Annotated in this window: 12 protein-coding genes; all 12 read left to right on the top strand. The window is 47.3% G+C overall.

All coding sequences use genetic code 11. The annotated features are described in order from the left end of the window. Nucleotides 1-4: 4 nt before the first annotated feature. The 12 genes from BUB16_RS11615 (at nucleotide 5) to BUB16_RS11670 (ending at nucleotide 15613) form a co-directional block, all read left to right on the top strand. A complete protein-coding gene (locus BUB16_RS11615; RefSeq protein ID WP_073064150.1) occupies nucleotides 5-1915 on the top strand; it encodes a DUF2779 domain-containing protein in 1911 nt (636 codons plus the stop codon). Between the two features lie 198 nt (nucleotides 1916-2113). Continuing rightward, nucleotides 2114-3607 carry a M48 family metalloprotease gene (locus BUB16_RS11620; protein WP_073064317.1) on the top strand — a complete coding sequence of 498 codons (1494 nt, stop codon included), beginning with the start codon at nucleotides 2114-2116 and terminating at the stop codon, nucleotides 3605-3607. Nucleotides 3608-4178: 571 nt separating this feature from the next. Beyond that, nucleotides 4179-4628 (top strand): hypothetical protein, encoded by a 450-nt coding sequence (locus BUB16_RS11625; protein WP_073064152.1) that lies wholly within the window; start codon nucleotides 4179-4181, stop codon nucleotides 4626-4628. 176 nt (nucleotides 4629-4804) lie between these two features. Further along, nucleotides 4805-6142, top strand: coding sequence for a type II secretion system F family protein (locus tag BUB16_RS11630; RefSeq protein WP_073064154.1), 1338 nt, complete (start codon nucleotides 4805-4807; stop codon nucleotides 6140-6142). Between the two features lie 32 nt (nucleotides 6143-6174). Then, a complete protein-coding gene (locus tag BUB16_RS11635) occupies nucleotides 6175-7959 on the top strand; it encodes a GspE/PulE family protein (RefSeq protein WP_073064157.1) in 1785 nt (594 codons plus the stop codon). A 41-nt stretch (nucleotides 7960-8000) separates the two neighbouring features. Next, nucleotides 8001-8480 carry a hypothetical protein gene (locus tag BUB16_RS11640; protein ID WP_073064160.1) on the top strand — a complete coding sequence of 160 codons (480 nt, stop codon included), beginning with the start codon at nucleotides 8001-8003 and terminating at the stop codon, nucleotides 8478-8480. A gap of 85 nt (nucleotides 8481-8565) precedes the next feature. After that, on the top strand, nucleotides 8566-9111 hold the full coding sequence (locus tag BUB16_RS11645; RefSeq protein ID WP_073064163.1) for a hypothetical protein: 546 nt from the start codon (nucleotides 8566-8568) through the stop codon (nucleotides 9109-9111). A 23-nt stretch (nucleotides 9112-9134) separates the two neighbouring features. Next, entirely contained in the window at nucleotides 9135-10190 is a 1056-nt protein-coding gene (locus BUB16_RS11650; RefSeq protein ID WP_073064165.1) for a hypothetical protein, read from the top strand. Between the two features lie 207 nt (nucleotides 10191-10397). Further along, nucleotides 10398-11678, top strand: coding sequence for a type IV pilus twitching motility protein PilT (locus tag BUB16_RS11655; protein WP_073064168.1), 1281 nt, complete (start codon nucleotides 10398-10400; stop codon nucleotides 11676-11678). A gap of 3 nt (nucleotides 11679-11681) precedes the next feature. After that, a complete protein-coding gene (locus BUB16_RS11660; RefSeq protein ID WP_073064171.1) occupies nucleotides 11682-13346 on the top strand; it encodes a PilN domain-containing protein in 1665 nt (554 codons plus the stop codon). 24 nt (nucleotides 13347-13370) lie between these two features. Next, nucleotides 13371-14216, top strand: coding sequence for a hypothetical protein (locus BUB16_RS11665; protein ID WP_073064174.1), 846 nt, complete (start codon nucleotides 13371-13373; stop codon nucleotides 14214-14216). After that, complete coding sequence (locus BUB16_RS11670) at nucleotides 14216-15613, top strand: type II secretion system protein GspD (RefSeq protein WP_084088220.1); 1398 nt, start codon at nucleotides 14216-14218, stop codon at nucleotides 15611-15613. The genes BUB16_RS11665 and BUB16_RS11670 overlap by 1 nt, the downstream gene beginning before the upstream one ends. Nucleotides 15614-16283 lie beyond the last annotated feature (670 nt).

Here is a 16283-nt window from a genome sequence, read left to right on the forward strand (position 1 = left end):
TATTATGGCAGAAACCTCCGGTACAACCCCATACTTTACCAAACACCTGTTCAGAGCGGGACTCCAATGTCCCACTAAGCTCTACTATAAAGCCCGTGGATACCCGGAAGACCGGTCCGCTCTGCCCTTTCTCATGCATGCCGGTTTCAACAGGAAATTGCTCAAATCGTTGATCCGCTCTGTCTATCCCGCAGGGAAATATATCGATGGAGATACCATTGAAGAGTCGGCTGCTCGCACCAGGGAGTATTTCGAGGCCAGTGAAATTGTTCTCTTTGACCCCGTATTTACCTGTCGTCAGATGATGGCGAAATTGCCGCTGGTCGTCAAGAACGGGCAGCAACTGACCGTCTTCCAGGTACAGACCAAGGCGTTTAGCTCGCGGAAACACCAATTGTTGGACCGCAAAGGCGATATTCCCCCGAAATGGAGGAAGTACCTGCTCGGCTTTGCCTATCAGCTTTATATTTTGCAGAAAGCATATCCCGGCTGCTCTGTACTCCCGCTCCTGGTGCTCCCGGACAAAGCGGGCTATGCGCAAACCGATGGGTTGCCGGCGCTGTTAAAGCCGTTTGAGACTCCGGCGGCAACCCCGCCGTCAGTGCCCGGGGAAAACCAGCAGCTGCTGGCGAAGCTTGACGTGAGGGAACCGGTAAGGCGGGTTCGGGAGGACCCGGGTTTTGCGGAAACGTACCTGCCCAAACCTTCTTTCCCGCAGTCGGTGGAGTATTTGCGCGAGATCTACCTCCGGGAGCAGAAAGTGGAACCGGAAGTGGGCTACAAGTGCAGGAATTGTGAGTTCAATATCGGGCAGGCCCAACAATCGGGAGGAGCACAGAGTGGGTTCGGGGAGTGCTGGGAGTCGAAGCAGCCCGGGGAAGGGGGGGACGACCCTGATCATGTGTTTGAGCTGATGGGACCGGGTACCCGGCAGCTGATGGAACGGGAAATATTTTACCAGCGTAATATTGACAACGGGGATATTCATTCGGTAGCATCGATTGCCGGGGGGGAGGGACGTATAACGGAGACCATGCGCCGGGCACTGCAGATACATAAAACGACATCGACGGAGGTGCCCGGGGAGATTATGCGTGCCTCTCTCCGGAAGGAGCTCCGGCGATGGGAATATCCGCTTCACTTTCTCGACTTCGAGGCCGGGAACTATGCGGTGCCTGTACGCAGGGGACGTCCACCCTATCACCTGGTGGTATTTCAGTTTTCGTGCCATACCCTCCGGAAAGACGGCCGTTGGCAGCATCACCAGTGGATTGACAGCCCGGGAAACGGTTATCCCAATTATGAACTCGTACGCCGGCTGATGGAGATTCCGCATATCAGCAAAGGTACGATTGTACAGTATTCCAACTTTGAGCGCAATGCACTCAAGATCATCCGCCGCGAGCTCAGAGATGAAGCGGAAATGGTCCCCGACAGCCCGCGGTTGATTCGGTGGATCGAAGATATTATCCGACGGAATGACTCGAACCATCCCCCGTCTCCTTACTTAGCCGATCTCAGCCGGCTCGTAAAAAATTATTATTATAACAATGAGATGGAAAACTCGCTGAGCATTAAGGATGTCCTGCAGTCGGTGATGACAAGAAGCGATTACCTGGCAAAGGCCTACAGCAAGCCCTATAACAGCCAAAACTTTGAGGAGATCATCTGGTGGCAGTCCGACAGCTCCGGAAAAGCAAGAAATCCCTATACCATTTTAGAGGAAAGTGGATCGGGTGCGGTCCGGCGCGGCACGGAAGCAATGTATATTTACGGGAAACTTATTGCCGGCAACATGAGTAAGAAAGAGAAATCAGCGTACCGGAAATCGCTGCTGCGCTACTGCGAGCTCGATACGCTGGCGATGGTTATGATTTATCAACATTGGAAGCAAACATTGAATCGATTATATTAGCTTTATGATAATGGTGATCAAAGCTGAAAGTATGTAACTGAGTGCTTTGAAAATCAGGATTTTGTACAATACCAGTCCAGGAGCTATTTTAAAGCCGCAGTGTATAGATTAAACATGAGAATTTTGAAATCGTGAAAACACAGAGATTGGGTAAAACAACGATTTTGCAAAGACTCTAACTATTAAATGGGATCTATTATGAGGTTATTACAGCTACGGAATGGATTGTTAGTTCTTTTGGCGGGACTTCTGGTTGCTGCCTGCGTGATGCAGCGAAGTCCGATTACAGGCCAGAAACGGGCTTATGGGTACAGCTGGGAAGAGGAGAAACAACTGGGAGCCCAGGCTGACAAGCAAATTCAGCAGCAGTATGGGGTCTACGAGGATGAAGAATTGCAAACATATGTTGAAGATATAGGCCAGAGGGTGCTTGCCCAAAGCCATATGCGGCGCGAAGATACCCAGCAAAAGTATAAAGAGACCGAATTTCATTTCCGGGTGCTGAACAGCCCGGTTCCCAATGCCTTTGCGCTGCCCGGCGGCTATGTCTACGTAACCCGGGGGTTGTTGGGACACCTGGAAAATGAAGCACAGTTAGCGGTGGTGTTGGGACACGAGATCGGTCATGTGGCGGCCCGCCACTCTTCCCAGCGTGCCTTTGAACAGCAGATTGGTCAGATTGCCCTGCTGGGCGGTGCGGTAGCGGGACAAGAGTTATTGGGGGTGCCCGGTGGAGAAATCCTTAATATGGGGAGCCAGGCCGCACAGCTCCTGTTTTTGAGCTACGGCCGCGAGGATGAGCGGGAATCCGATCAGTTGGGCGTTGAATATGCCTCCATGGAAAACTATAATGCCGCTGAGGGGGCCGGATTTTTTTCGGCCTTAAAACGAATATCCGAGCAGTCGGGACAATCCATCCCGGCCTGGGCTTCGACGCATCCCGATCCTTCGGAACGGGAAGACAGGATTCCGGAGCTGGCCCGGGAATGGGAACAGAAGGGATATGAGCAGAAGATTACAGGGACCGATCAGTTCATGAATGTTATTGACGGACTGGTATTCGGAGAAAATCCAAGGGAGGGATTCGCGCGCGAGGGGACCTTTTATCACCCGGAGCTTGAATTTCAGTTTCGTTATCCTTCGGCATGGAATGTGATCAATCAGACGACCATGGTAGGCGTGGTCAATGACGATGAAGATGCTATCATCATCATGGAGATAGACAGTGAAGCAGACAGCCCCCAGGCATCGGTCCGCAGTTTTGTTAACCAGGAGGGAATCACTGTCCAGGGCCAACAACAGCAGAGCATCAATGGACTTGATGCCTATCAGGCCACGGCCACAGCGACCGGGGATAACAATACGAAGTACAAATTCTATGTCTCAGCCCTCTCTTTCGATGAGAATATCTATCGTTTTATTTCGTACAGTGTAGCCGAAAAATTTGACGGGTATGAATCACAGTTCGTGAATGCCATAAACTCATTTACCCGGCTTACCGATCAAAGTATCCTGAATATTCAGCCGGCCCGCCTGCAGGCTTTTCGCACGGACCGTTCGGCCGCTTTTTCCTCTTTTGTTCCTCAAAATCTTCCCATGGATATTACGGCCGAAGACCTGGCCATTGCCAACCAGGTACAGCTGAATGAAACCATAGAGGCCGGCAGCTGGATTAAAATCCCCCGTCAATAATTTAAAAGAGCAAAAGCAAACATCCCGGAAGGCAACAATTAACGGGCTGTGCAAGGCGGGAAGGGGCCGCCTTCCCTGCAGAAGCGTTACTGAGCGAGGTATCGAAAAGCATGGAAGTAATAAATTTATTACAAAATATGTAGTAAATATTAAATTAAGCATGTGGAATAATTTTCCATATATGGCTGTTTTTTCCTTTTTTTTCGGTTAAAATACATTCTACAAAATCCATATCTGCCCCGTAAAATCCTGAGAGGAGTTTTGTTTCCTGCCTGCCAATAAACGGCATAACGATTTTAATACCAGTCACTTACAGGTATTGATCGTGCTGTAAATGCCCCCTTAGAAGATGAAGAGATCTTCCTGTCAAGCATGTTGGCACACCGTTTGCAAATAAAAGAGAAGTAACACACCCTCCTGAAATCTCTAACCTGTGACGAGTCCATCGGTTTGTCACGGCAGAAGGTTTTTTGATGATGAAAAATATCATCAAGAGGTATTGCTTTAACGTTAAAAAATAACAGCTCATATACGGGGCATTTCAACCATTAAAAAAACATAGGTATCTACAATGGGACAGCAACAACTTTTACTTGTAATCCTGGTAACCATTATCGTCGGCGTGGCTACGGTAACGGCCATTAATATTTTCGGCGCAAGTGCTGAAAATTCAGCTATTGACGCAACGCGGCAGGATATATTGACCATGGGAGCTCAAATGCAGGGCTATGCGCTTAAGCCTGAATTGATGGGCGGCGGCGGCGGAGACTTTACGGGCCTGACCGTCGACAAGCTGGGCTTTGGCTATACGGAAAAGACCAGTGACACAGCATTCGAGAATGGAAACGCGGCATACTCGCTTACGGTAGCGGCAGATGGCAGCAGTGTAGAAATAACAGCCACGCCGCACCGCCTTGCAGACGCGACGACCTGGAGCCCCAAGGCTTTTACGGTGACGGTTTTGAAAGATGACATTTCCGTGGATACTGAACCTGCCAAGGCAACGGCTTCCGCCTCTTAATTAAGGCAAGAAGCTTAGATCTACCCGCTGAAACCAACTCAGCGGTTTTTACCGGGAGCGTACAATACAGCAGTATTCGGGAAGGGAGGGACTGACAGCAGTCTCTTCCCTATCGAATAGAAGGTTTTGAAAAGAGACATCTTTAGGGCAAAAAATTAAACTAAACGAGGATATCTATGCCTCTCTTTAGATTTTCCGGGCAGACAGCGAATAACAAGCTGGTGCAGGGCGAGTTTGAGACCGATAGCAAAAGGAGCGCGAGGGAAAAAGTTAACCAGCTCGCTCGAGTCAGGAATATTGACATTACTTCTCTGGAAAAAAGGGAACTGTACATTTTTAAAGTTCAGCGCAACGGGTCAGCCGTAATCCAGGGAGAGCAGAAGGCCTTTAGCAAAGAGGAACTGACCCAGGCACTGCATAAACTCGGTTATACCGTTATTCGCGTCCGGAAAAAATGGTTCCGTTTCAAGGGACTTGTATCAACCGGGGAAGTCGTGACCTTTATCCGGTTGTCGGCGGACCTTCTGCGCCAGGAATTGCCGTACAATGAGATCCTGACGCTGCTCTATGAAGACACGGCCAACAAACGACTCAAGGAGGTTATCAGGGAAATTCAAAAAGATTTGCAGCATGGGAAAGAGGGGTATGAAGTGTATGGCAAGCACAAAGATGTCTTTGGCAAGTTTGCCGCCCATATGCTGGGGATCGCTTCCACCAGCGGTAACATGTCGGAGGTATTCGAAAGCACGGCTAAATTCATGGAGAGGGACGCTTCGTTTAAAAAGAACCTGAGGCGTTCGCTGATGATGCCCGGCATAGCCTTGACGGCTGTGTTCGGGGTGATCCTTTTTTATGTAGGATATATCTTTCCGCTGATGGCTGAAATGTTCCTGGAGTTTGATATTGCGCTGCCGCCGATGACGGAAGCTACGCTGAACTTTAGTCACTTCCTGCAGGATTACTGGATTGCTGTCACGCTGATATTTACGGTACCCGCTCTGTTATTTATCTATTACATACGAACACCCGGGGGAAAGTATGTACTGGATAAACATATTATAAAAATCCCGGTCATCGGGGACCTGCTCCATAAGATGAGTATCGAGATTTTCTCACGGGTTTTCTACACCCTGTACAGTGATTCAGGTCAGAATGTGGAGGTGATAAAAATCGCGGCAGAGGCGTGCAGAAATGTTTACATGGAACGGCAGATTAAAGAAGTGGCGATAAAACGAATGCTTAAAGATGGGACTGGCCTGGTGGATGCTCTTACGGCGACGGGCGTGTTCAGCCGGACGGCCATAAGCCGGTTTCGGCTGGGAGCCGAATCTGGATCTGTGCGTGAGAATGCCAAACAACTGGCTGATTATTACCAGGTGCAGACCGAATATAAGCTTCAGACGACTGTAGAGCTGATTAATGTAGGCGTTAATATCATTATTGCCATTGCATTGACGGCCATTACGGTGATCTCGTCCGAAGCCGCACTCATTCAACCGAATATTACCATTTAGGAATGGCGATATGACAAACGTAAACTGAAACGATGGGAAAAGTAAAGACACACCGGCATATTGGAGAAATCCTGCACCGGAAGGGTATTATTTCCGGGCAGCAGCTGGAAAAAGCATTTCAAATACAGGCTGCGGACAACGACATCTCCGCCCGCAGGTTTTCCCGGATACTTCACGAGCAGTTGGATGTCGACCGTCATATATTGACAAAGGCAATATCGGACATTTTTTCAATCAAAGAGTTTGTGCTGAGCGATGAGGAGTTGGAAGGCCAGAAGATAAGAGAAATCAAAGATGTTCTGGATAATATCCCTGAGTTTCTGCTGGATGATCTTATTGAACAGAATGCCCTGCCTGTATCCCTGCACCATCAAAAGGCAGTCATACTCACCTCGGATCCGATGAACCCGCGTGTTACTGATTTGGCCGGCCAGCTTTCGGCCAATCATTTTGAGCTGAGGTACTGTAAGCAGGATTTGCTGAATGATCTGATTGAAGAGGTGCTCTATAAGAAAAATGATATCCTGGAACAGCTGAATGATATCGAATTCGAGGAAACCGAACTCCAGGAGGACCAGGAGGAAGAAATTGAAGAAGAAGAGCTCGATGCTGAGATCAATCAGAGTATGCTTAATAAGCTGGTTGAAGGGATGCTGGTGGAAGCCGTACACAAGGGGGCCAGTGATGTACATATTATTCCCATGGGGAAGACGACGACTGATATCCGGTTTCGCATTGATGGAAAATTGCAGATTTGGCATCAACAGGATAAGGTGAAGCCGGAAGCGATCACTGCCGTGGTGAAGGACAAGACGAAGAACGTAGACCGTTTTGAACGCGACAGTTCACAGGATGGATTCATCCAGCGCAAGATTGATAATGTAAATATCCGCTTTCGCGTATCGATTATGCCGATCGTGGGTACGGAGTTCAACCGGAAATTTGAATCGATTGTCATACGTGTACTCGACGACCGCAAGGTGATCACTGATCTGAATAAACTCGGCCTGCAGCAAAATGCCCTTCAGCTGTTTCGCAAGGCTATCAGCAAGCCATCGGGAATTGTGATTATAACCGGTCCGACGGGAAGTGGAAAGTCCACCAGCCTGATTGCCGCGCTTTACCATGTCATGGATTCCACCAAAAATGTCCTGACGGTGGAGGACCCCACCGAATATATCATCAAGGGGGCTCGTCAGCTGAAAATCAACAGCCATATGAGCTTTGAACTGACGATGCGTGGAATTTTACGCCATGATCCTGATATCGTGCTGGTAGGCGAAATCAGGGATTTGTCAACGGCCGAGGTAGCTATCAAGCTGGCCAATACCGGACACCTTACGTTCTCGACGCTGCATACCAATGATGCTCCCAGCGCAATTTCGAGGCTGTATAAAATGGGGGTTGAGCCGTTCCTGATTGCCAACGCGGTAAATTTGGTAATGGCGCAGCGGCTGGTTCGCAAACTCTGTGACCACTGCAAGCAAGAGGTTGATGACTTGCATCCCGAAATAGCCCGGGGGATCGGGTTTACAGATGATGAAGTAGCCCAAACGACTTTTTACCAGGCGCATGAATTGGGATGTGAGAAGTGCTCAAACGGCTACAAAGGGAGGACCGCCATTATCGAGGCTCTCTATTTTACCAAAGAGATTCGCAATCTCATTTTAGATGCCGGGGCCAATATTGATGAGGAGGTCATACGGGAACATGCTGCGAAAAATGGCATGATGACCTTGCGGGCATCCGGCAGGGAGAGGGTTAAAGAGGGAATTACCTCTGTTGAGGAAGTCCTGGCCCTGACGGTGGGTGACTAAAATGGCAACAGGCAGTAATACAGCTATTGTGGGGTACCATTATGCTTGATACATCTGAATATATACTGCTGGTAGCCGCCCTATTTATTTTTGCGATGCTACAGCTGGGCTTTACGAGGTTGATACTGAATAATAACCGTACCATGGTCAGAACAGAATTGGATTATACGGCCGTAGCTCTTGCACAGAATATTGTTGACCATTCGCGCAACAAAGCTTTTGATGAAGCGGCCAAAGGAGCATATAATCCGCTCAGGGTACCGGATGATTTTACAGACCTGGGACCTGAAATCGGCGAGTACTACCCGTACTATGATGATTTCGATGATTATGATAACTATACGCGTACGGATACGACACAGCATGGTATTTATAAAACAAGCTGTCGGGTAGACTACATGCAGGAGAGTGATTTGAGTGAATTATCGCCGGTAAAAACACCCCACAAGCGCCTGTACGTCCGGGTTATTTCTGAGGTCGAAGATACGGTAGCTGTTACATATATAAAATCATATTACTAATTATTTGTTGATTGAATGAACCATAAACAGAGAAGTGGAACGGCTTTTGACATGCCAAAAGTAACATTTAACTAAATGCCCGGGAATGAATTTCTCAATTATATCCAGCTTTATTATCGGCACCATTTTATTAGTGTCACTGGTCAAAGTGAACCTCAGTCTGGTTGGGAATTCCATGGATGCCATGTATGACCAGGTTGCCAAGATCCATGTCAACAGCATTGCCACCCTGGTAAGTCACGATTTCCGAAAAATGGGATATGGATTAACCGGCGGCAGCCTGCAGGAGGCAACGCCTTCAAGAATAACGTTCCAGGGAGACCTGGACGATGATGGTCTCGTGGATATGGTTAGCTGGGAGTGGGACAAAACACAGCATGTAACGGAAACTTCCAATCCCAATGACTATGTATTGCTTAGAATTGTCAATGGAAAGAGCACACCGATTAAAATGGGGGTCATTAGGTTTGAGCTTTCCTATTACGATAAGCTGAATCAACCAACGGCTATAATCGAAGAAGTGCGGGGGATTCGGGTAAGGCTGTTGAGTGAGAGTGCGGACCCGGTAGGAAGCAAGTATATGAAAGCAAGCTGGGAGAAGAAATTTGTGCCGTTGAATATTGAAAACTAAAAATAGCTGAAGAGTATAGTAGTATGGGACGTCCGTTAATTTATATATGTACTATTACGTTGGTTGTATTGGGCATCCTGCAGATAAACCTTAACAACCGTCACATTGCGCTGGCAAAGCGTACGGCATCGTATGCCAATGAGGTTGAGATGAGAAATGTAGCTCATTCGGCTATTGAAGCAACCCTTTATAAACTGCGTGACAACGCCGGCTGGAGAAATGATAATAATCCATATGTGGTGGACTTCGATCACAGTTCCGCCTCAGTGATCATCGAAGATTATACCGTGAATTCAAGCTTGACGGCGGATCAATTAAGATTGATGTCAAAAGTTGATCTTGCGGCAGACACCGTCATGGTCAATTATAAAGTCAGGATTATATACCCGCAGATACCGGAAATCCCCGCGGCACTGGCGTTAACGGATCCTGATTTCCTGCCCAATTTTTACGGAAGTTTTGATATCAATGGCAACGATGAAAGCGGAGTGGAGGCGGTCGGATTGCCTGGTATCTCCGTTATTGATCAGGCGAGCAGGGATAAAATACTTGACAGTACCACCGAGAAGCAGCTTGGCCAAATTGTGGGAGAGACGGGCACGCCAAGTGTTGAAGTTGATCCGGCGATGGATTTTGAAACCATGTCTCACTTCATAGCGCAGCTTGAATCCAAAGCGACCTATTTAACCGGCCAATACACGTCCGATCTCGGAAGCCGGGATAATCCGGGGGTATTCATGGTAGAGGATTATGCCAAAATAACCAGTAATGTCAATGGATACGGCATTTTGATAATAAAGAAGTCGGGAGACCTGGATTTGACAAGTCTTGATCTTGCCGGGACGTTTAATTTTTACGGATTGGTCCTCTTGGAAAATACGTGGACCTTTGACGGCAAAGGTACAGTCGCGATTCACGGGTCGGTCATGATGGGTTCACCGGAAGGTTCAACGACTACAACGATTGATCTGGGAGGGAACCTGAATATTCTGTACAACAGCTCGGCCCTGAATTATGCCAGGGAAGCGGCGAAACAAACCATGCCGGCCACTTTCGATATTCTGGACATCTATGAATAGTTCACAAACTGACATAGGGCTTTGGAAAAGCAGGGGTTTTGTTCAACACCAACCCCTGAGCGATTTTAAAACCGCCGCAGCGTATAGGCTACAGGTGAGGATGTTGAAATCGCGGAAATGCAAAGATTGGCAAACAACGGTTTTCAAAGATCTCTGGTAACATGAGAATATTAATTATAACCCATACTAAATGACGGGTCACAACTCATGAATATTAAAATTAATAATGAGTATAGCATACAAGCCATATCGGGGATGTTGCAGCCTTTACTTCCCCGGCTGTCTGACACGGTCAGAGGAATAACCCTTCATCAGGAAATGGTGGATCTGCTCGACAGGCAGCCTGAGGAATGGCGAAAGAAGCTTAATAAAAAGGTGGAATACTACCTGAACCTAATGGAGGAGCTCGAAGCTTCGGATATTGACATGGGCGGCGCGGGATGTGTGGGGCAGGTCTGGTTCCGTATTCACGGGGACAAAAAACCCATTACTTCCGGGTACGAGTTCACCAGGCGGGAATCGGATTTGCTGCTGTTAAATTTGCTGATGTCACGGCAGCGGGAGAAACTGTTCCATAACCGGAATTTTGATTTTTCATATACCATACCGAAGCCATCGGGGCTGGACCAGCGTTTCAGGGCCAATATGTACTACGACATGGAGCATCTGGCGTTAAATATGCGGCGTATTGATAATATAATCCGTCCATTTAAAGGACTCGGTCTCCATACTGATGTGGCCAAGGCAGTAAGTCTTAAATACTTTCAACATGGAATGACGCTGGTAACCGGTATTACAGGTTCCGGTAAATCCAGTACACTGGATACGATCATTGATGTCAATAACCAGAGTATGGAGGCCCATATTGTCATTATTGCTTCTCCGGTGGAACTGGTACACACGCCCAAGCGATCAATTATTCGCCACCGAGAGGTCGGCAGAGATGTTAATTCCTTCAAGGAGGGAGCTATACAGGCGCTTCGCCAGGATCCGGATATCATCATGATTGGCGAGCTCCGGGACCCCGAAACCATTATGACAGCCCTGGAAATTACCGATTCGGGTCATAAAACGTTTGGTACGCTGCACACTTCATCCGCGATGGAAAGTATTGACCGGATTATAGGTGAAGTGCCAACCGAAGAGCAGACCCGTATTCGGATGCGCCTGGCAGATGTACTGACCTGTGTGATTAGCCAGAAGCTGATACCGAGTCTGGACGGCAAGCGGGTGTTGGCTAAAGAAGTATTACTGGTTACGCCCTCGGTGAAAGCGGCTATACGGAATAATAATATCGGGGAAATTTACCAGATGCTTATGGAAGGGGCAAAAATGGGCATGCATACGCTCGAGCAGGATCTGAAACGCCTCTATACGCAGAACAAAATTTCTAAAGAGACGGCAATGAACTCTGCTAACAATAAAACCCGGATGCATAAGCTGATCAATCCGTCTACAGCTGACAGATTAAATACAATGGTGAGGTAGGGTATGGAAAAAGAATTTATTGGAGTGACACAGGACGGTGATTTGCTAAAAATTGCCCGCATCCAAAAAGAAAAGAGTGGATGGAGGTTAACAAATTTAAGCCGGGTTGCGATAAAAGTGGAAGCAGATGTTGAGCAGGAAAAAAACCGCTCGAAAGAGATGGTGGATGACCACGGCGGAGATTTTCTTTTTGGAATTGATGAGAGCTATGATGAGAGCCTCTATTCCAATGATGACGGGAATGAAGAGGATAATTTTGATCTTCTGAGGGCAATCGGGGAGGAGGGGGACAGCCGGGATTTATTTCATTCAAATGTTGGAACGCTGAGAGACGAACTGGAAGAGCATTATCCAAAAAAGCTAAAAGCAGGTATAACTATACAGAATGGCGATACCAACTTTCAGGTCCTCAAGGATAAAAATTACAACCAGTTAAAAACCAGGGAACTCCAGGATCATCTTGCCGGACATCTGGAGAAAGTGTATGGTTCGGTGCCCGGTACCGACCACTATAATTATAACATTCGGGAAGACGGTTCGCTCTTGTTAATATCCTATCAAGAGAAGCCCTACCTGCTGAGATTGTTGGATCGCGCCAGGAACCTGTATTCCGGCAAGATAAAGATACAACAGATGCTGCCCGACGAAGTTCTCCTTGCCGGGCTGGTGAAGGAAAATTATACGCCGGAAGAGAATGAAATATCCTGTGTGATACATATGGGTTTGGACCGCAGCAGGCTATTTTTCATGCGGGGCGGTCACATACAATACGCGGTTGCTCCCATTGAGATAGGGAGGGAAACATCAAGTGTGTTAGAGGTCTTATTCAGCAAGATATTGTTCCAGTTAGATACCGGTGAACTGAGCGGCCTGGATCGGATTCTGATTACGAACAATGATCCGGGCGGAGCAGCAATAAGCTATTTCAGGAGGCAGTTTCCCGACGTAATGGTAGATGAGTTCCGGTTTAAAGCTGGTACCATCACCATTCCGAAACACCTCGCGGGGGACAGCCCATCTTTTACCTCGGCTATCGGCGCTGCTTTATCAGCAGCGGAGACCAGGAACCCGAATTTCAGCGAATACTCGATGGTGCCGGCTTATGTGCGTGAGCGCCAGAATATGCTGAAATTGCGATGGCACGGAATGGTACTGCTGATTTTTCTGCTGGTAACGCCGACCATATGGAACGTTATGTATCAGGAAAAACAAGATAAGATTGAAGAATTCAATGCAGAGTTGTTCCGTACGGAATTAAGGATCCTGGATTTGGAACCGGTGGTAGCGAAGGCCGGCGAAACCCGGCAGCTTTACGAGTTGGAGCAAATGAAAATGGAGCTGCTAAACTCGCTTAGCGACGGAGCCTACTACTGGAGTGAAACGCTAAAAACATTAAATGATGGGTTGGGATCTATTAAAAACGTGTGGATAGAAAGGATCAAACATGTTGAGGATGGATTTATGCTTCAGGGATATAGCATGACACGGGGCAGAATTCCTCAGGTAACCAATCTTTTTGACAGGGCCGATTTAAAGGCGGTATCTGTGGTAGAGATGCGGGAAAGGAAACTGTACAAGTTTTCAATCAAAGGCTACAACGATACTTCAGCTGATCTGGACAGTAAGTTCGAGAGGATTCCGATTGATAATGACGCTAATACAAATTAAGAACAAGCAAGGACAGGACGAATCATGACGTATGCTATCAGAAACTCACTTATAATGGTCGGTGTATGGCTTTTAATGGTTGGCGCCGGCTGGTCGCGGTTTTATTGGGTGGAAGACGCCGAAATAGCCCGGCTCGACCGAATGATTGTCCAAAAGACGGATACGCTGCGGGAATACCAACAAATAGCAGGCAACTATGAAGACCTGCTGAAGGAATATCAGACATTGAAAGATGGCGTGAAAAAAAATGCAAAAATGCTTGTGAAGGCAGAAAATGCGGATCAGGTATATAGTGCATTAATTTCATTTGGAAAGGATGATGCCTTCACGTATATGAATTTTATTTCCGTGGATTCTACAAAATATGACAATTTCGGCTTATTGGAGTTTGACATCAGTGGAGAAGGATATTATAGAAATTTCAACCGGTTTGTAAATCGGATCGAATACGGACCTTCCCTGTTCAAGATAAAAGAAATGGCTATTGAACCTGTGATCGATGTGGAAAATCTGGGCAGGGTACACTACAGTTTTAAGCTGGAAAGCATCTATGACCGGAACGCAATTTTTGAGGATTATGCCATTGAACCGCAAAAAGAGCTGCCGGCCTATACGTACAATTCATTCTATCCATTAATCCATGATGTGAGGGAAAACAGCGATAATCTTCCGGATGTCGAGGCGAGTCAACTGTTAAGTGTGGGAAAGGATTTTGTTTCACTGCGGGATCAGAATGGTGTAATCCAATATCTCTATATCGGCGATGAGGTATACCTGGGGAAGCTTGTCAGTATTGACACGAATAAAAATTCAGTGACTTTTCAGTTGAATAAAGGCGGAATATTAACACATATAACACGAGTATTATAATGAAAGTAACAGGAATTAAAAGGGTAAGGTACCTACTCATTATTGCAGCAGTATGCGCATTCTCTCTGCTTTTTCATCAGACTGCAAAGTCACAAATCGGTGTGGAGGCCCCGGTAAGGGAGTATACGAATCCGGAAGAGCTGGTTAGCTTGAGCAAGAATATGACCTTCGACGAAGCGGTCGGCGTGCTCAATGAATATAGCCAGCGGTATGCCAAAAAAGTTATTGTTGATCGAACCGAAACCACCGGCGAAATCGGGGTTCCAATCAATAATGTGTATTGGAAAGAAGGGCTGCAGTATATCGCCGATGTACAGGGCCTGCAGGTGATTGAATCTTCCCGGTTGTTTGAACTTCAGCCTGCTTCGGAGGAACAAAGGCCCGGGTATGGTGAAACAGCCGGGGATAAAAGTGCCGGCGAAGGGACGTTATATCATTTTGGCAGCCGTGAAGTTCGAATCAAGGCGATTTTCTTTGAAGGTAACAAACGAGCGCTCCGTGAGATCGGAGTAGACTGGAGCACCATCCGCAATTTAGGATCTCGTCCCGACGGGCTGGGCCAGCTTATAGATCCGAGTTCCGGGGGGGGAGGCGGTCGGTCCGGCGGGGGGAGCCGGACATTGCCGGGAACCAGTTTTACCAATGAATACGTGGAAGTTAATTCCAGGTCTGCCCGTGAGGTTTCCCAGAATCTTTTTAATGGGATTGTCAATTTTGGAGAGATTGCGGGAAGTGGTATCGAGGTACGAGCTTTGTTCAAGGCCTTTGAAGCTAATAACCTCGGCAAAATACTTGCCACACCGGAAATTAAAGTTCTGGATGGCGAAGAGGGCCGCATCCAGGTAGGACAGGATTTCTCTATAAAACAGCGGGATTTTGCCGGGAATGTTACGGATCGATTCTTTAGTGTCGGTACGATACTGACGGTCACACCCCATATTGTCAACGACGGAGATTCTACTTTTGTCGACATGGAAATAAGTGCCGAGCGTTCAACGGCCCAGCCCGACCCTGTAAGTACGGTAATCAATAAGCAGCAAGCTAATTCCCGAATATTATTGCTTGACGGGGAATCTACCGTAATTGCAGGATTGTATCGAACGGAAAAGGCTGAAGTTCGCAAGGGCATACCGTTGCTTAAGGATCTGCCGGGATGGTTCTTTGGCATGCGCTATCTCTTCGGTTATAATTCCGAAGATCGGATAGAACAAGAATTAGTGATTCTTATGAAAGCCAGTATTGAACCGAGATTATCAGATCGCAGGAGCCGCCGCCTCAAATCGTCCCGGGAACTTTTGGATGAACAACGTTCCCGGTTTCGAAAGACGGGGGAAATCTATGAGGAGTTTGAGAATACCGGCAAGGGATATGAAGAGAAAGATTCGAACAATAGGTAAGAGTATTCCCGTTTGAAATTATTAAAACTGTGCCTTTTCCCGGGCCGTGTTATGAGGCAGGCCTCGGGTTGTGGAAACCGGTCCGGGCCTGGTAGTGTAAACTAAACTCTGTCCGGTCTGCTTATGTACCCGGGTCACGGGTACTGCTTTTCACGTACCGCCGGTCATAGGGCGGCTGTGGGAAACGCCGGTACCCTTTCTCTACCCTGCCGGAGCGATCATTTTTTTGATTTGGATAATTCCATCTTTGCCGGCTGCAATTTCCTTCCCTGTTTTCATAACGGTAAGATGGTGTACCCCTCCTTGAACAACAGCACTTCGAAAATATGCGATAACAATCAGGTTAAATGCTCAGGAATAATTACTTGAGCCTGGTGTGTAATAAATTACCACACACGCTGTGTAATAATTGATCATTAGGATCCTGCAGGTATCTCCCCTGGAAGGGCATATGGATTATATACCTTTCCCAAAGTTTCTCACTTCTTTTCAAATAATCTCCTAACTATAGTAATAACAACAGGATATCATAGTGTCATAAAGGATATTACCTGATAGTAATACCATTTTTTATGACTTGTAAATAGCTTTGGCACATTGTTTGTAATGAATGTATAACAGAGAGATGACAGCAATAGCAGTGACATCAAGTTGAGAGTAGATGATACGT

The organism is Fodinibius roseus (assembly GCF_900129315.1).
Classification (GTDB): domain Bacteria; phylum Bacteroidota; class Rhodothermia; order Balneolales; family Balneolaceae; genus Fodinibius; species Fodinibius roseus.